This window comes from Alteromonas sp. ABM1_013, from assembly GCF_056160505.1.
In genome coordinates, this window is the sequence record NZ_JBSWXH010000002.1 from 530,976 (window position 1) to 547,293 (window position 16,318).

15 protein-coding genes are annotated in these 16,318 nt (G+C 43.6%); 5 read left to right on the forward strand and 10 right to left on the reverse strand.

The genetic code is table 11. The features are described from left to right. Positions 1-3: 3 nt before the first annotated feature. From ACXAGK_RS06915 to ACXAGK_RS06925, 3 genes are read right to left on the reverse strand one after another with little or no spacing between them, the layout of a single operon-like run. Positions 4-3,213 carry a tetratricopeptide repeat-containing hybrid sensor histidine kinase/response regulator gene (locus tag ACXAGK_RS06915; RefSeq protein WP_474855127.1) on the reverse strand — a complete coding sequence of 1,070 codons (3,210 nt, stop codon included), beginning with the start codon at positions 3,211-3,213 and terminating at the stop codon, positions 4-6. 17 nt (positions 3,214-3,230) lie between these two features. Continuing rightward, entirely contained in the window at positions 3,231-3,434 is a 204-nt protein-coding gene (locus tag ACXAGK_RS06920) for a hypothetical protein (protein ID WP_474855129.1), read from the reverse strand. Between the two features lie 14 nt (positions 3,435-3,448). Then, positions 3,449-4,276, reverse strand: coding sequence for an SAM-dependent methyltransferase (locus ACXAGK_RS06925; RefSeq protein WP_474855605.1), 828 nt, complete (start codon positions 4,274-4,276; stop codon positions 3,449-3,451). A gap of 175 nt (positions 4,277-4,451) precedes the next feature. Between ACXAGK_RS06925 and ACXAGK_RS06930 the strand changes: the two genes are divergently transcribed. Beyond that, positions 4,452-4,892, forward strand: coding sequence for an SRPBCC family protein (locus ACXAGK_RS06930; protein WP_474855131.1), 441 nt, complete (start codon positions 4,452-4,454; stop codon positions 4,890-4,892). A 152-nt stretch (positions 4,893-5,044) separates the two neighbouring features. On the opposite strand, the gene ACXAGK_RS06935 is transcribed toward ACXAGK_RS06930, so the two are convergent. The 3 genes from ACXAGK_RS06935 to ACXAGK_RS06945 all read right to left on the reverse strand — a co-directional run bounded on the left by ACXAGK_RS06935 (position 5,045) and on the right by ACXAGK_RS06945 (position 8,720). Continuing rightward, a complete protein-coding gene (locus ACXAGK_RS06935; protein WP_474855133.1) occupies positions 5,045-7,099 on the reverse strand; it encodes a RecQ family ATP-dependent DNA helicase in 2,055 nt (684 codons plus the stop codon). A 140-nt stretch (positions 7,100-7,239) separates the two neighbouring features. Beyond that, on the reverse strand, positions 7,240-7,965 hold the full coding sequence (locus ACXAGK_RS06940) for a transposase (RefSeq protein ID WP_474855134.1): 726 nt from the start codon (positions 7,963-7,965) through the stop codon (positions 7,240-7,242). A 161-nt stretch (positions 7,966-8,126) separates the two neighbouring features. Beyond that, a complete protein-coding gene (locus ACXAGK_RS06945) occupies positions 8,127-8,720 on the reverse strand; it encodes a hypothetical protein (RefSeq protein ID WP_474855137.1) in 594 nt (197 codons plus the stop codon). A gap of 358 nt (positions 8,721-9,078) precedes the next feature. Between ACXAGK_RS06945 and ACXAGK_RS06950 the strand changes: the two genes are divergently transcribed. From ACXAGK_RS06950 to ACXAGK_RS06960, 3 genes are all read left to right on the forward strand, one after another. After that, positions 9,079-10,200: a zinc-binding dehydrogenase gene (locus tag ACXAGK_RS06950; protein ID WP_474855139.1), complete on the forward strand. Its 1,122-nt coding sequence runs from the start codon at positions 9,079-9,081 to the stop codon at positions 10,198-10,200. Between the two features lie 210 nt (positions 10,201-10,410). Further along, positions 10,411-11,232 (forward strand): endonuclease VIII, encoded by an 822-nt coding sequence (gene nei, locus ACXAGK_RS06955; RefSeq protein ID WP_474855141.1) that lies wholly within the window; start codon positions 10,411-10,413, stop codon positions 11,230-11,232. 97 nt (positions 11,233-11,329) lie between these two features. After that, positions 11,330-12,262 carry a GNAT family N-acetyltransferase gene (locus ACXAGK_RS06960; RefSeq protein WP_474855143.1) on the forward strand — a complete coding sequence of 311 codons (933 nt, stop codon included), beginning with the start codon at positions 11,330-11,332 and terminating at the stop codon, positions 12,260-12,262. A gap of 52 nt (positions 12,263-12,314) precedes the next feature. Here ACXAGK_RS06960 and ACXAGK_RS06965 read toward each other — a convergent pair whose 3' ends face one another. The 3 genes from ACXAGK_RS06965 to ACXAGK_RS06975 form a co-directional block, all read right to left on the reverse strand. Then, positions 12,315-13,487 carry a sugar efflux transporter gene (locus ACXAGK_RS06965; RefSeq protein ID WP_474855145.1) on the reverse strand — a complete coding sequence of 391 codons (1,173 nt, stop codon included), beginning with the start codon at positions 13,485-13,487 and terminating at the stop codon, positions 12,315-12,317. Positions 13,488-13,677: 190 nt separating this feature from the next. Continuing rightward, entirely contained in the window at positions 13,678-14,352 is a 675-nt protein-coding gene (locus ACXAGK_RS06970) for a nitroreductase family protein (RefSeq protein WP_474855147.1), read from the reverse strand. Positions 14,353-14,545: 193 nt separating this feature from the next. Next, complete coding sequence (locus ACXAGK_RS06975; RefSeq protein ID WP_474855149.1) at positions 14,546-14,914, reverse strand: hypothetical protein; 369 nt, start codon at positions 14,912-14,914, stop codon at positions 14,546-14,548. Between the two features lie 330 nt (positions 14,915-15,244). Between ACXAGK_RS06975 and ACXAGK_RS06980 the strand changes: the two genes are divergently transcribed. Then, a complete protein-coding gene (locus ACXAGK_RS06980; RefSeq protein ID WP_474855151.1) occupies positions 15,245-15,703 on the forward strand; it encodes an aspartyl protease family protein in 459 nt (152 codons plus the stop codon). A gap of 87 nt (positions 15,704-15,790) precedes the next feature. Here the strand turns inward: ACXAGK_RS06980 and ACXAGK_RS06985 are convergent, their stop codons facing one another. Beyond that, on the reverse strand, positions 15,791-16,201 hold the full coding sequence (locus ACXAGK_RS06985) for a hypothetical protein (protein WP_474855153.1): 411 nt from the start codon (positions 16,199-16,201) through the stop codon (positions 15,791-15,793). Between the last annotated feature and the right edge of the window lie 117 nt (positions 16,202-16,318).

Below are 16,318 nucleotides of genomic sequence, written 5' to 3' on the forward strand. Positions count from 1 at the left end.
TATTTACCCCACCATCCCCTTAACTTTTTCACTTAATTCCAACAAAGCTTCGTGAAGAGCTATTAACTGGGCATCGAACCTGTCAGTTGTTTTATGCTCGTTGCGCTTTATGGTTAGCTCTACTGTGCTTGCTAATTCAGCGAGTGGAAATGCGCCGATATATCGAAGCGCCGTTGTGAAGATGTGCGCTATTCTTGCGATGGAAGGGTAGTCATGGGTATCAATGGCTTGTTTGAGCGCGCTTATCTCACCTTCTAAAGCCACAAAATCGTTAAGCAAGTCGTTATAAAGCGTTTCATCACCAAGCAAGGTTTCTTGGGCTTTTGATTTGTCTATTAACGTAAGTGAATCAGTCGCTATGAGCTTGTCTTTAGCGACTTCTGAGGTGGCCGAAGACTGCCTTTTATCCAATACCTCAACAAGTACATCAAAAAAGCGATTAGGGTCGACTGGTTTATTTATATGACCATCCATGCCAGCCGCTAGGCTTTTATCAATGTCCTGTTGCATGGCATGAGCGGTTGTGGCGATGATAGGTAAAGTTAACTTTAACTCTTCTCTAATGTGTTTGGCAGCCGTTAAACCATCCATTACCGGCATCTGAATATCCATCAATACTACGTCGAATGCGCTGTCTTTACGCAGTATGCTTATTGCTTCTAAACCATTATTGGCAACTTCAATTGAGGCTTTGGTTTCAGCTAAAAGGCCAATCGTTACTTTTTGGTTGAGTGCATTGTCTTCAGCAAAAAGAATACGTGTACCTTTTAAATTAGGCACTGTTGGTTTGTCTTTAGGCAAGGCTTTAGTTTTTACGTTAAGACAAAGCTCTTGCAGCTCATCTATCAGTTCACTTGTGCTAAATGGTTTCTTAATAAAGTTTCGTATACCAAGTTGGTTCGCCTGTTCTCTCATACGTGGCGATTCAAACGCATAGAGCATGATCACTTTTGGCTGCTTAATTGAAAACTCTTGGCTCATTATTGCCGCTACATCCAGGCCATCTATATCTGGCATATTCCAATCTAAAATGAGGACATCGTAGGGTGATGATGCGGCCAATGCAGCGCGCATTTTTACAACCGCGTCTTTTCCGCCAGAGGCGATATCAGCTTGAATGTTGGCCATTGAAAGGGCTTCAGAAATTGCATCTCGCGATGCTTCAATATCGTCTGCGATAAGTACTTTCAATGCAGAAAGCTGCTTAGATGGCGAAATAATTTGTTGAGAGGCGTCCTGTTTCACTCTTACGGTAAAGTGAAAAATAGAGCCTTTTCCTAGCTGGCTTTCCACCCAAATTTCACCGCCCATTAAAGCGGTGAGCTGTTTACAAATTGCTAGGCCTAAACCTGTTCCACCGTAGCGTCGTGAAATGGATTCGTCACCTTGATTAAACGGTTGGAAAAGTTGGGCTTGATGGGCGCTACTTAAGCCAACGCCTGAATCTTTCACTTCAAACTCAAGTTGAATATCGTCTGCGGTTTGTGTGCACCTAACGCTTACTGAAATAAGACCATCTTCAGTGAATTTAAGCGCGTTACTTAGTAGGTTGTTAAGCACTTGCTGTATACGCAACGGGTCGCCAATTAAGTTTAGCGGTACGTCTCGAGAAATATGTTGTATAAGTTCTATGTGCTTTTCTTGTGCGCGAGTTAGGTGCAGTCTAATAGTTTGGTTTACTAAAGCATCCAAATTGAATTGCGTTGACTCGATATCCAGCTTGCCAGCTTCAATTTTAGAAAAATCGAGAATGTCGTTGATTATACTGAGCAGCGTTTGCGATGCGCCTTCAATCTGAATCAAATTGGTTTGCTGTTCTTTGTCTTCTGCAGCGCGTTGAGAAAGCTTAGTAAGGCCTATAATTGCGTTTAGCGGTGTACGAATTTCATGGCTCATACGGGCCAGGAAATCTGACTTCGCTTTGGTCGCTTTGCGTAAGTCCTGCGTCAGCGTATTAAGGGCTTTTCGCTGTAGTCGGGTTCTAAGCCATAGCCCAACTACTAAACCTAAAGAAAGGATAACAAAGCCAATAAAATAAAGTTGCTGAGTGTTCTTTTTCTGTTGGATCAGGTTTCGCTGTTCTTTTAACTGATTGTCTTTTTCTAGAAGCTTTATTGTTTCTTCTTTTTCAGACACGGCTAATCGCACGCGGTGTAGCGCCATTAATCTGGACTGTTGCTCATTAAAACTTTTTTTGAATGCTTGTTGATGTTGCTTTGAATAGTTAAGTGCGGCTTCCAGGTTGCCGTTTTCCTCGTGAAGCTCGATAAGTTGGTTTAAAAGGTCAGTAACCAATACTTTGTCATTTTTAATGACGTCTTTTTCGAGTCCTGCCTCAAGTTCGCTGATAGCAAGCTCAATTTCACCCTGCTGCTTATAGATGTCTACAAGGTGAAGAAGGTGAGAGCCTTCGTTATAGCGAAACCCAACCTGACGGTCGGCTTCTGCTGCTTGATTCAGTTTCTTTAATGCTTCGCTTAAATTACCTTGTGCAATGTGAAGCTCTACCATGGCGCTGTGTACAATGCCTATGAAAGGGTAGTTAGCTTCGCGAAGTAAATTTTCGGCTAACAATAGGCTTACTTTCGCATTTTGATATTCGCCTAACGCACGCTGCGCATACCCTTGGAAAAAGTATGCGGTTCCTTCTCCCTCTTTATTATTAAAACGTTGCGCTGCAGCCAAATATTGATGCGCAAATGTCAGCATCAGTTCATAATTTTTTAGCGACATGTAAACGTTGCCCATGGCGCTATACACCAAAAGAACGCGGTCGCTTCCTACTTCATTGTAAAAATCTAGTGCTTGGTGCATGGCTTCTAGCGCGCTGGCATGCTCGCCTGAAAAGTCTAAAATTAAGCCCTCTAAACGATACGATTCTGCAAGCGCCCGCAGATTTTCTGATGAATTCGCATACTTTCGGGCTTCAAGTAACGCTTCGTAGGCCGACGCATAATCCTGTTTTAAAACATAAAAATACGATTTAATGTTTAAGAACTGTGCATGTTCGAAAGCATCTGGCTGAGCTGCAAAAAAAGCATGCAATTCTGTAAACGTATTTTGAACGTTCGGGTCGTTCTCTTGAATTCGAGCTCTAAGCTCAGAAAGCTGATGTACAGCAGAGGAAACCTTGTCTTGCGGTGTAGCGAGAGCGCGCGCAGGCAGTGTCATTAGGGCAATGACACTAATAATGCACAAGACAAAGCGCTTCATAATTCGCTTACTATGAGTTAGTAGCTAACAACACGAATCGTCTTACTGGTATCGTCAAAGCGCTTAGATAACTCGTCCCAGTTTTTATCTGCAATAATTTTTACTTCATCGGCAGATAAGCCGTATTTCTTTGCTGTTGCAACAGGGTCGCTTTTGTAGGCGTCCATAAGCTTACTGTTGGTATCTAGTTCCACCATGAAATCTTGAATAGATTTTGCCATTTTTATTATCCTTTTTAATTTACAGTCGGGTTTCTATAGCTAGTCACTTGTTTTTCTGTTAGCCCTAGCTTTGCTAATCGGTCCTGCCTATACGCTGGCATTCCTTTGGAAGGAACAACGAGAGTAGAGATTAAAGTGGGTTTTGCGAATTCTAGTTCACGAAGCAGAACTTTTTCTATTTTGGGTTCGCAAAGTGGCAGTGTCGCCGCTTCATAAATAATAAGTTCATGATCCGCTGGATAATGCTCCGCCAATATATCTGCCAACATGGTCAAACCTGATTGGCTATGATTTGCGTCTAATACGCTCAATGTGGCTTCCCCGGCCAGACCAATTTGCCAGATTATTTGCGTCATATGTGGGTCGATGCGGTAATCGCGAAACAAGAACTGGGTGGCTTCGTAAGACTGACAGCCAAAGCGTGAGGGGTCTATGCCTAAATCGGCAATTAAGCAGTCTTCTGCCGATACACCGGGCAACATTTTTGCCTCTAAGTTCATCTGTTGAACACGGCGGACAGCTTCATGAGAGGGAGTAACAAAAACACCGGGGTGACCATAAAAAGCGACGCAAACTTTATTGCCTTCTACTACAGACTCTACAATTCTATCGGCCATTTGAGAATAGGTGAGGGCGCGGGACTTGCCTTTTTCGTAGAGGTCGTCTAGCGATACACTATTAGGATTAAGTTTGGTTACTACGTGTTCGCCAATTTTGTTCATGATGCCCATGAAGACGATGTCGGCATTTTCAATATGGCTTCTAGCGGAAAGCGTCATTTGGCCTGCAACACTAATTCCTGTGCCGACCACAACGAGTGACCCTTTTTTATTGGTGTCCATACTTCCTATACCGTCTACGACACTGTTGTTTTGCCCACTATAAAATAGAATTAAGGTTTTTGCTATATTCACAAGTTAGCCCAAGACCAATAAATTATATTAAGTAACCGTTTGATTGTGTTTAGGCTATTATCGAAAAATATCGCTAATAAGAATGTATAAAAAGGATTAAAGCGTGTTCTCAATTCATGTAGAGCGAACCATAAATAAACCTATTAAAGAGGTTTTTTCCATATTAAGTGACCATGCTAACTATGCACAGTTCAAAGCTATTGAGCAGTCTAATTTATTGGTTAAAGGTAAACATGAACCAAATGGGCTGGGTGCTGTACGTGAAATTATTTCAGGGGGCTCGAACCTTCATGAAGAGATAGTGGCTTACGAGCCGCCTTATAAACTAGGCTACAAAGTGGTGAAGTCGAAGCCTTTACCATACGATCATCAGTTAGGTGAAATAACACTGAAAGAAGAAGATGGAAAAACGCATGTTACTTGGCGCTCGAAAGGGCACATTACCATTTTTCTTTTAGGTAGCCTTTACTTTGATAAACAGATTCAAAGCGTTGGGAGCCGTGCCTTCGGCAGTATTCTAAAGCAGATTGATAATATGGCGTAATGAGGCGGAATAAAGCGTAATCAAGCGTAATCAGGCGTTAGCGTTAAAGTTTCGCTAACCCGGCGGTAAACACGGCTCATGTAACGGGTATATAGTAAGAAGCATATGCCCGTTTTTAGTAATAGGCACGAGTTTAATTTAAGGCTGGCCCGTTATTGGCCCTTAGCAGCTGGTTCTACAAGTCTTTGACATAGAGCTGTGTTCACTTCTTCTAGTACGTCTGCATATCGGCAGTGTTCAAAACTGCCAAATCCTTTCACTTGTCTTATTTTTAAGCGGCTAAATAAAGGCATTGTCATACCAGTTAGAAAGCGGCAATAAATAGAAGGGGTAATAGTGCCTTCAAACTTACCGCTTAAATGCGTTTTCAGCGCTGTCATAGCTTCAGATATTTGTTCACTATCTGGTGTTGATATTGGTGATGAATAGCTAAGCTTTGCCACATCGCCTGTACATACACTGCAATGTCCACATGTCTTCGGCGCTTGAGTATCATCAAAATATGCTGACAAGTTGTGGCTTAAGCAGGTGTTTTGTTCGAAAAAGCTTACAAGTGCGGCGATGCGCTCAACCTCTTTACGCTCGTTTTCCGCAAAATAGTGGGCTAGTTTGTATGACAAATCGCCGTCTTGCAGTAGTTTGTTGTTAACACGGTATACTTCTGTAATTAAGCGCGATGCGAGCTCTATATGGTTGTGTTCGTGTAAGTATTCTAAGGCAGCCACTACTCTAGAACGTTCTGCGCCGTAGTGCTGATAAATACTATCAAAATCGACCACGCCCCAGACTTTTTTCATATTTGAATGGGTAAATACGGCATTTAGAAAGCGCGCACGCTCTTCTGAAAACAGGCTTAATATGGTGGATTTTTCTGTAATGAAGCGGAATTTGTATTCTGCGAAATAGGCATATAAAGGGCGAATAACCTCGGCGATCTCGAGCTGTACCAATAGAGTCTTTAGCGGAAGCTGACGAATATTACTCGCACTAGATAAGCTATTTATCTGTGTTTCCCATTGGTATACGCTAGCTTCATTGCTAATTGATGGGTTGATTTGGTTAACTGCACCTTGCATCGCTACACCTTGCGTTACTGTTTTTTGCATCGCAGGGGCTTGGGACTTAATGTCGTTAAGTACGCGTTCAATAGCGCTTTTATCTGGCGTGTCGCCGTAAACAAAGTTTTCTATGGTGACAAGCCCATCTAGATTTGCGAGTACGGTACAGTTTGCTGCTTCTCCATCCCGTCCGCCCCTGCCAATTTCTTGGCTGTAGTTTTCGATAGATTTTGGCAGGTCGTAATGAATTACAAAACGAATATCTGCTTTATCTATGCCCATACCAAAGGCAATAGTAGCCACAACAACTTGAAGCTTATTGTGCATGAAGTCTTGTTGGATACTTTGTCTTATTTCACTGTCGAGGCCAGCGTGGTAAGCCTTCGCAGCAAACCCTTGCTGCTGCAAAAAGCGCGCTACTTCCTCTGCGCTATTTTGTAATGTAACGTAAACAATCCCAGCACCTTGTTGTTTTTGAATTTCTTCAATCAATGCTTGTTTTTTATGGGGCTCGAGAACAGGCCGCACATATAAATTTAAGTTAGGTCGATAAAACCCTGTTTGAATAATATTATTAGGCGCAATATCAAATCGCGCCGACATATCTTCTTTTACTTTTTTAGTGGCCGTTGCTGTAAGTAGCAATACCAGTGGGATATTAAGCTCTTTTTGGTAGGCAGGAAGCTTAAGGTAATCAGGGCGAAAGTTATGGCCCCATTCAGAAATACAGTGCGCTTCGTCAACCACCAACATACTAACCTGAACGGATTCAATAAACTGCCTAAAGCGCTCGTTCTTAAAACGCTCCACTGACACCATTAAAATTTTACACTGCCCTGAACGCACGTCATTCATCACTTGTTTGTTTTGTTCAGGTGTTAGCGTGGAATCTATGCTAGCTGCTGCAATGCCTTTGCTATGCAAAAATTCCAGCTGATCTTTCATTAGCGCCAATAATGGAGAAACCACCAAAGTTAAATGTGGCAGCTGCGTAGCGACGAACTGGTAACACAAAGATTTGCCCGAACCAGTGGGAAAAATTGCTAACGTTGAATGCCCACTAAGTAGAGAATCCACCGCCTCTTTCTGCCCCTCACGAAACGCCGAAAAACCAAAAAGCCGCTGCAAAATATTGGGGTCAGAGTACATTAATAAGCTTCCAAGTCGCGATATAAAAAATGGGGTCAGAGTACATTAACTTATTTCCAAACAGTTTGTGGTTAAGTGTTCGCAGGTTTGAGCTAGTTGAGCCAACTCGACGTTTTTAAAAATAAAGGGGTCAGAGTACATTAAGCTATTTCCGAGCAATCAGCGGCTAACTGCTCACTGATTTGCGGTGGCCTACCCAACGCTTCGTGTTTTAAGCGGTGCCCAGTCAGGCTTTCAATTTGCTGTTTAAATGTATCGCTTCCCAGTACTAGTCCTCTTCGAGTACCGCTTTGAATTTTATCTATGACAGTTTCAGAAAGTTCATCATCGAACAGAGCGCGGTAAGCGGCAAGACGCTGGTTTTCTGAAGCTCCTAAATTTAGGTATACAGGATGAGGACTGTGCAGTGACGAAGGTGTACCTAACGCATTTATTCTGTAGCTTGACCATTTATATTCAACCGGCTTTTCGACCATGTTCGCTCTTACAGGGTTCAGCTCGATATATCTATAAACCGTGAGAAGATATTCGTCGTTAGAGACCAGACTGGAATGAAATCTTCCTTCCCACAACGTCCCAGAGCGTTCATATTTGTGGTTAAAGTACCTCACATACATGCGGCCAAGCGCTTGCATCATCTTGCTTACGCCAAGGTTATCAAGCTTAGGAGTGCAAAGTAAATGAACATGATTGGTCATCAATACCCAAGCATGTATGCCTACATCAAATTTTGCAGAGAACTTTTTAAGCCAGCTAATATAGGCAATGTAGTCGTTTTCACACTTAAAGCATATTGAGCGATTGTTACCTCTTTGGATGACGTGTTGAGGATAGCCTGCGGGAGCCAAACGAGGTTTCCTTGCCATAATTTCACCAAATTCCTTTCTATATTCTTTCTACTAAAATGAGTGAATTGAGAAAAGGCTACAACCCTGTACCTATCAAAACTGGTCTAACGGGTAAGCTGGAAGAATGAAATGAATGGCTTGTTTGGCTCTCCTAAATTAGAAAATGTACTCTGACCCCATTATTCATATCCCCAGGGTGTGCTTGGCGTTGCTATGGGATTTTCGAGATCAAAGTCTACCTGTACTTCGCGGGCAGGGCGAATTAGTCGATAGCTAAAGCGACTTGGGTAGATCATCATTTGCCAGACGTTATCCGTTGATGCTGCAATTCCCGATTCTATAAATAACGCTTTTGAATATACATCTGCAGGAAACGACTGCACTTGGGGGAACCCTTCATCTACTGTGTGGCCGCCATACATGGTTGAAGAATGAAAGCTGCCATCTTCATTTCTATGATCGTGCTTCAGCATAAGACCCGCGCCGGTTTTCGTTAGAATCCAAGTGCGGGATGCATCGTCACCCACGTGAAAAGGAATTTGAATTTCCGAGTCTGTGCACTTTCTTATGTGCATAACAAGCTTCGCGTCACCGAACGTATTACCCACATTGTCTTTGCTAACTTTGCCCTGAAATGCTTTACCGCAGTGGGCCTTTATCGCATTAAAAAATGCATCGTGAGCAGGAATCGAGACCAACGGTGCCTTTTTAGCAAGCGCAGCATTGCTTATTACAGCAAGCCCAAGTAAGACGTACGCACAATACTTTTTCATTTCTTAATTCATCATAGCAAGTTGATACAGGCTTAGCAGTGTAACCTATCTGAGTAATGGGGGCAGCGTACTTTATTGATAAAGGTCATGACGTGATGTGTGATTAGGATATTGGCGGTATCACTTGGTGAAGCCGTTAGGTTGCTTCGCGGAAAAGCTCGTGAAAATATACTCTGACCCCATTAATTTTGAGGGGTGTCTATCTGAGGTAGCGGGGAAATGTACTCTGACCCCATTTTTTTGAGTGTATAAGTGGTCGAAACGCATATGTATTCGAAATATAAATACTGCTGATAGTTTTGGCGTGTTAGCTTAACAATACAATCGAGCGTTTAATTTTTAGGGCACAAAAGTCAATATGAATAAATCTAAACAACTATTTACGCTAATTACATCGGAAGGTGAGCTTCAGGTATCGCTAAAAGAGGTAGATGTTCCAGAGCCGAAGGCCCATGAGGTTATTGTACGCATGGAAGCCTCTCCAATAAACCCGTCAGATATGTGGCCTATGTTTGGCCCAGCAAGTCTTGATAAAGCCACTTTCGATGCAGAAAAAAATGCATTGGTCGCGCCGGTACACAAGCCTTTGCTAGGTCGTATTAAGTCTCGTCTTGACCAAACTTTACCTATTGGCAACGAAGGCGCGGGCACAGTAGTTGCCGCGGGCGACAGCCCTAAAGCGCAAGCTTTGATGGGAAAGACCGTATCTATTCTTACCGGCGCAGCGTACACCGAGTTTGCGTGTGTGCCTGTGCAGGCATGTTTACCTCATATGGATAGCACTACGCCACAACAAGCTGCGTCGTCATTCGTTAATCCGCTTACTGCACTTGGTATGGTTGAAACCATGCGTATGGAAGGGCACAAAGCCTTGGTTCACACTGCAGCGGCGTCTAACCTTGGGCAAATGCTAAACAAAATTTGTTTAGAGGAAGGCGTAGAGCTGGTGAACATTGTTCGTAGCCAGGAGCAGGTGGATTTGCTTAAAGGTATCGGCGCGAAAATTGTGCTTGATTCCAGCAGCGAGAATTTTAAAGCTGAACTTTACCAAGCCATAGACAGCACTGGTGCGACACTTGCGTTCGACGCCATTGGTGGCGGTGAGCTAGTTAGCGATATCCTTACCATGATGGAAGCGTCGGGCAGTAAAGATGCAAAAGGCTTCAACACTTATGGCTCTGACAGCAATAAACAAGTGTATATCTACGGCGGTTTAGACTTCTCACCGACTATTTTGAACCGTGCTTATGGTATGACGTGGAGCATTGGTGGTTGGTTGCTAATGCGCTTCTTAGGCAAGCTTGATAAGAAACGCGTAGGCGAGCTATACCAAAAAGTGGCTATGGAAATTAACACAACGTTTGCTTCGTCTTACAGTAAAGAGTTGAGTCTTGAAGAAGCGCTTCAGCCAGAGAATGTGGCTCTGTACAATGCGAAGAAGACCGGCACTAAATATTTGATTGTGCCAAACAAGGGTTAATCAGCGAAACGTTAAAATACGGCAAATTTAGCTTAACTTTGATTCATAAAAGGGTCTGTTGTTCTTTGATGTACTAACTTCGGTTTAAAGTACATTAAAGAACAACAGACCCTTTTTGTATTCATTATCATTCAGCCAATAGTAAGCGAGAAATACGCTTAAGGTGATATGAGTAAAAAGTCACCCAGATAAAAAGGTATTTGAGACAACATGCCTGAAGGCCCAGAGATTCGTCGCGCTGCAGATAAAGTCGAAGCGGTGATAAAAGATATCCCCCTAGAAAAAGTAGAGTTTGGATTAGCTCAGCTAAAACCCTATGTTAAACAGCTAGAAGGCGAAAAAGTCTTGCTCATGGAAACCCGCGGCAAGGCGCTCATTACCCATTTTAGCAATGGGCTCTCTATGTATTCACATAACCAACTCTATGGCGTGTGGCATACCTGTAAACGCAACGAAATGCCTGATACTACCCGCCAGCTAAGGGTGGGGCTTCATACCGAAACACACAGTGCTATTTTAAATAGTGCGTCTGACATTAGCATTTGGCCAACACAAACCATTCATGAGCACCCTTTTTTACAGAGAGTTGGGCCCGATGTACTCAACAATTCGGTGTCAGAAGAAATGGTATTAGAACGTTTACGTTCAAAAGCTTTTTATAACCGCGCACTAAGCGGTTTATATCTTGACCAACGCTTTATGGCGGGGCTGGGCAACTACCTTCGCAGCGAAATATTGTTTGCAGCAGGTGTTCACCCCTCACTTAAACCCTCTCAGTTAGATGATGAGCAGCTACGCAGTTTGGCACATCACACCATAGCAATATGCAAACGCAGCTATGAAACCGGCGGCTATACCGTGTACACCGAACTACGCGAAGTGCTTGAAGCAAAGGGCGTTAACTTTGAAGGTACGCGATTTATGGTGTTCGACAGGGAAGAGCAGCCTTGTAGAGTCTGCGCCACACCAATAAAACGCCAAACGTATAATGGGCGACGTCTCTATTGGTGTAGCCGGTGCCAGGCGAAGTGAACCACATCCCCGTTTTTTGATGATCAAATAATAATCTGTTTGACTTGTCTCCAATTACGATTGATTATATCCGTAACTGGTTACGGAGTTTTGTGAAATGAAGTCATTTAATGAATTGGGTCATATTGCATTAGGTACTGCCTTACGTCAGTTAGCCGCGCAGGTGTCAAAGGATGCGGAAAATACTTATGCGAAATTTGGATTTGCGATAGAGCCAAAGTGGTTTCCAGTATTTTACGTGCTCGCGTCAAAAGGTGCTGATTCTGTCGTGAATATCGCTAAAGAGATAAATCATTCTCACGTGTCGGTGAGTAAAATCGTAAAAGAAATGAAAGCACGCGACCTTATTGAAAGTTATAAATCGAGCGACGATTCGCGGGTTACGCTGGTGGCTTTAAACAGCAAAGCGAAAGCGATGGTGCCCCAAATGGAAAAGCAGTGCGATGCCATAGACGCTGCTATGCGCGAACTAAAGGAAGAAACGGGTATCGATTTATGGGAAGCGGTGAGCGTAGTTGAACGGCACCTTCGATATCGCCCAATTAGTGCAAGAGTGGACGGTGACTCGCCTGATATTAAGGTAGTCGATTATGCGCCAAAGTATCGCGAGGCATTTAAATCGCTCAATGTAGAATGGATAAGCAAATATTGGGAGCTCGAAGAGCCCGACTTTAAAGCGCTCGACGACCCTGAAGGCTACATTTTGAATCAGTCGGGTGTGATATTAATCGCGTTAGAAAAAGGCGAACCCATAGGCTGCTGTGCACTTATCAAACAAACTGACGATACGTTTGAACTTGCCAAAATGGCGGTGTCTCCCAAAGCTCAAGGCAAAGGGGTAGGGCTGCTGTTAGGTAAAAGTATTGTCGAAAGAGCGAAACTGATGGGGTTAAAGCAGCTTTATTTAGAGAGCAATTCGGTACTTAAGCCCGCAATACGTTTGTACGAAAAGATAGGGTTTAAGCATATTAAGGGGGCGTCATCGCCTTACGCGAGATGTGATGTGCAGATGGAGCTACGATTAAAATAGTCTGGGTGTACTAAAGCATAAAGAAAGTACGCGCAGCAAAAAAGGCAGGCTTCTAGCGACCTACCCGGTGCTTTACAACCATGAACACTAACATCACGTTTAAGCCAAATATGGCAATGCACAGCGAACCGATGGTGGCATCTCTGAAGCTAAAGAATTGAGCCACGGTGCCTGCACCGATAGTGCCTAACATCATACCCACACGGGTGGCATTTGAATAAAACGCTGATGTGAACCCTGTTAAATCGGGTGCTTGTTGTTGCAGTAAGGTCAATCCAATACCGGCATATAAACCATAGAACAGTGCGTTTAATATTTGAAGTGTTAACAGCTCCCAACTCGATTGAGAGAAATACACGCCAACGTAAAAGCAACAGCCAAAAATAAACGCTACAGCCATGATACCAGCAGGTGGGAAGCGGCGCGCTAACTTGGCTGCTAGCAGCATGGTAGGTATTTCAAGTGCGGCCACAACACCCATCATTAGCCCTGGCAAATTTTCCGCTAATCCTAGCTCATTCATAACGTATAAAGGCATGGATGATAAATACATAACGTTACCCGCCATTCCGGCAAGTATGGCCAACCCAACTAGCCAAAACGGCAGCGATAGCGAGCCTTTGAGGCTCGTATTGAGTGACTGTTGGTTGGCTTTTTGAGGCGGCACAACATTCACTACGAAAAGCGTTGCAACAACCACGCACGCGATGGCCACCGAGAAGGACGCTGCGAAGCCAAAATTGGCAACCAGCGTAAATGCTAGCGGCGGACCTACTACCCAAGCGAGAGAGATAGCAGCGCGAACTTTTGAGTTAAAGGCGGCTAAGTCGATGTCTTGGTTTTTTGCCCATAATCCCGAAACGGTCAACATCTGAGACACGGCCCCGGCACCTACCGACATAAACAATACGCCTGCTAGAAAAACGTGCCAAAACTGTTTGCTGAATATAAATGCGACCATGGCTATACCCACGCAAATCATGGTGAGCCCGTAAAGACGATTTGCGTTAAAACCTTTGTCTGCCAAGTGACCTAAGTATTGACTGATCACTAAACCTGATAACGTCACAGACACCATATATATACTGATATAAATAGGCTCAACATTGATCTCATCAATGAGAAAGTAGCTCATCAGTGGCGTAACAAACGATGATGTTAGGCCAGTTAAAAGGCTTAACAACAGAAAAGGAAGTTGCGGTGAAAATGTGTGACGCGATGACATGAGGATACGAGCTCCGAGGGGCTGTTAAACGAGGTTGATCGAAAATCGTAAAGAAAAGGTCGCAGCCCTTAATAACGAGGGCGCATTATAAGTGCTGCGTATCTCATGTCTATGACAAAGCTTTTATTAGTTATGCTGTTTCAGAGACTCGGTTTACATCATACGCTCAAGCCCTGCGCGCTTTTTTAATTTACAGAAAACTCGCAATCTCGCTAAGCGATTTTTTATTTTTGGCGTGAGCAGGAATGGTGGCATTGTCCGCCGGATAGCCCGCAATAATGAGCATGTAAGCGCGCTCATTGTCTGGTCGCTGACAAACATCGGTTAAAAAGTTCATAGGTTTTGGTGTATGGGTCAAGGTCGCCAAACCTGCGTTGTGAAGTGAGGTGATAAGCATACCCACCGCGATACCCACCGATTCGTGCACATAATAGTTTTGGCTTTTTTCTCCTGCTTCCGTCTCACCAAACTTCTGACTGAAAACTGCAATAAGCCAAGGCGCTGTTTCCAGATACGGTTTACGTGCGTCAGTACCTAAAGGCTTAAGGTCATCTAGCCACTGTTGCCCGGCACGCCCATTATAAAAACCGCGCTCATGGGCTTCAGCCTGTTCGCGTATTTGTTGTTTTACTTCGGGCGACTGAATAGCGGCAAAATGCCAAGGCTGATGATTCGCCCCGCTAGGCGCGCTTCCCGCAGTTAATATACAGTTTTCAATTACTGCTTTATCCACGGGTCGGTCGCTAAAGTGTCGAATGCTGTGGCGACGTTGCATGGTTTTTAAGAATTTTTCGCTGCGAGCTAGCATTTGCTCTTTAGGGTATTCAATAAAATCGTTGAGTGGTGAATGGTCGTGAGGCTGCATTTACTATCTCTAAGTTGTTTTCTATTACTTTATCGCTTCTGACGCGTTAATAAAAATAAAACGGGCAAAACAAATGTTGTAGTACAGAGAAAAATACCAGGTTACGTGATTATGTATGCACAATAAAAAAGCGATTCACTCAGGCAAAAAGTGAATCGCTTTGGTGCAATCGGTTGGAAGTTGCAAGCAACGATTAGTTACGCTTGAACGGCGGGCGCGTGCCTCGTTTTTGTGTGTCAGCTTGCTCTTCGAGTACCTCAAGTTGAGCTACGTCGTAAACCGGCATCATTTTTGTCACTCTACGAAATGGGGGCTTGCCGCGCATAATGACGTCTTTCACTTCTACATACTCGATGGCGTCTTGTCCTACCGACTCTAGTTGTGCAACATCATTAACCGACAAGCTTACGATTTTGCGTTTAAACGGTGGCTTACCTGAATAATCAACAACTTGCACATCAACCGTTTCATCGCTTGATGCGGACATTGCCTGTGCTGCATTTGCAGAAAAGCCAAGTGAAACAGCGGTAATTAACGAACCCAATACATAGCGTAATTTCATGTTGTGTCCTCTCATTGAATTGCTACTTTAGTCTATTGTATGACCAAAAAAGTTCTAAACAATGGCGATTGGTGATAGTCATTTGCTATCACTTAACTGCTTATAGAAAATTTCAACAATCAAGAAGATCGCGAGCGAGTTTAGTGATAGCGGGCCATGATAGAAATTAGATGGTTAATCATAGTGCAGGAAAAATGAGTGGATGCACCGTTGTGGTGCCATGGCGCTACGTGGTTTTAAAGACTGCTGGCTAAATCAATCACTTACCCTTTGGTCTTTATCTTGCTGTCACCTAATACCTATTTAAATTCGGCAGAAGGTATCGTTGCGGTGAAGTTAAAATTCAGGGGGCCGTCTTTGGCGCTATCAACTTTATTATTCGCTTTCGCATCGACAGTGTCGGCGATAGAACAAAGTATTCCACTTTCACAAAGCAAAGGCGGCACGCTTTATTTAGAGGCGACTTTGGAAACGAATGTGAATGCTTCATTTTTATTGGATACGGGCTCAAGTCTGCTGACCCTAAATCAAGCCACCTTCGATGCTTTAACACGTAACCAAAAGCTGCTTGCCACTCGAACCTCGGCAGCAAGAATGGCGAACGGAAAGATCGTAAAGATATCTCAGTATCAGTTAAATTCTGTTCGAATTGGTAACACTTGTGAAGTCGGGCCGGTGGAGGTCGCTGTGCTTCCGAAAGGCAATAATATTTTAGGCATTAACACGTTATTAAGGGTTGCCCCCTTAACGATAACGTCCGATTCTGTGATTTTAGCGGGGTGTGATTAGTCTTAATTAAAAACACCTGTTTTATCAAACGCTAACAAAAAAGCGAACCCGAAGGTTCGCTCTCTATTTTTTTATAGCGCGGTTAACTTAATCGTCGCACTCGCTAACGTCGCCGCCCATTTGCTCTTTCATTTTTACACAAGCTTCATGTGCTTTCTTCGCTGCTGCATCTTTAAACTCACCTGCTTTTTCTGCAGTTGCGTCATACGCGTCAGAGGCCATATCTTTGCCGTCTTCATATGCGTCTGAAGCCATCTCTTTGCCATCTTCATAGGCATCAGAAGCCATTTTCTTACCGTCATCAAAGGCATCAGATGTTGCATCTTTGGTTTCATCCCAAGAATCTGCCGCGCCTTCTTTCGCCTCTTCATAGGCTTCAGAAGTTGTCTCGCCTGCCTTTTCCATCTCTTTGCTTACTTCGCTTTTTGTTTCTTCGCTAGATTCTGTACAGCCCATTAAAGACAGTAGTAGTGCTAACGCCATTGCTTTAGTTTTCATTATGAAGCTCCTTTTACTGGGATAGTGGCTATTTTTATAACCGATCAACATGGTGTTCGAACATGCAGCATAAGGCTAAGTGGTACCAGCCATTTAATATCAATATTTGGCAAGCTG

Coding starts and splice junctions, on each gene's coding strand:
- ACXAGK_RS06915 (WP_474855127.1), bottom strand. CDS start 3,213: ATGAAGCGCTTTGTCTTGTGCATTATTAGTGTCATTGCCCTAATGACA.
- ACXAGK_RS06920 (WP_474855129.1), bottom strand. CDS start 3,434: ATGGCAAAATCTATTCAAGATTTCATGGTGGAACTAGATACCAACAGT.
- ACXAGK_RS06925 (WP_474855605.1), bottom strand. CDS start 4,276: ATGGACACCAATAAAAAAGGGTCACTCGTTGTGGTCGGCACAGGAATT.
- ACXAGK_RS06935 (WP_474855133.1), bottom strand. CDS start 7,099: ATGTACTCTGACCCCAATATTTTGCAGCGGCTTTTTGGTTTTTCGGCG.
- ACXAGK_RS06940 (WP_474855134.1), bottom strand. CDS start 7,965: ATGGCAAGGAAACCTCGTTTGGCTCCCGCAGGCTATCCTCAACACGTC.
- ACXAGK_RS06945 (WP_474855137.1), bottom strand. CDS start 8,720: ATGAAAAAGTATTGTGCGTACGTCTTACTTGGGCTTGCTGTAATAAGC.
- ACXAGK_RS06950 (WP_474855139.1), top strand. CDS start 9,079: ATGAATAAATCTAAACAACTATTTACGCTAATTACATCGGAAGGTGAG.
- nei (WP_474855141.1), top strand. CDS start 10,411: ATGCCTGAAGGCCCAGAGATTCGTCGCGCTGCAGATAAAGTCGAAGCG.
- ACXAGK_RS06960 (WP_474855143.1), top strand. CDS start 11,330: ATGAAGTCATTTAATGAATTGGGTCATATTGCATTAGGTACTGCCTTA.
- ACXAGK_RS06965 (WP_474855145.1), bottom strand. CDS start 13,487: ATGTCATCGCGTCACACATTTTCACCGCAACTTCCTTTTCTGTTGTTA.
- ACXAGK_RS06970 (WP_474855147.1), bottom strand. CDS start 14,352: ATGCAGCCTCACGACCATTCACCACTCAACGATTTTATTGAATACCCT.
- ACXAGK_RS06975 (WP_474855149.1), bottom strand. CDS start 14,914: ATGAAATTACGCTATGTATTGGGTTCGTTAATTACCGCTGTTTCACTT.
- ACXAGK_RS06985 (WP_474855153.1), bottom strand. CDS start 16,201: ATGAAAACTAAAGCAATGGCGTTAGCACTACTACTGTCTTTAATGGGC.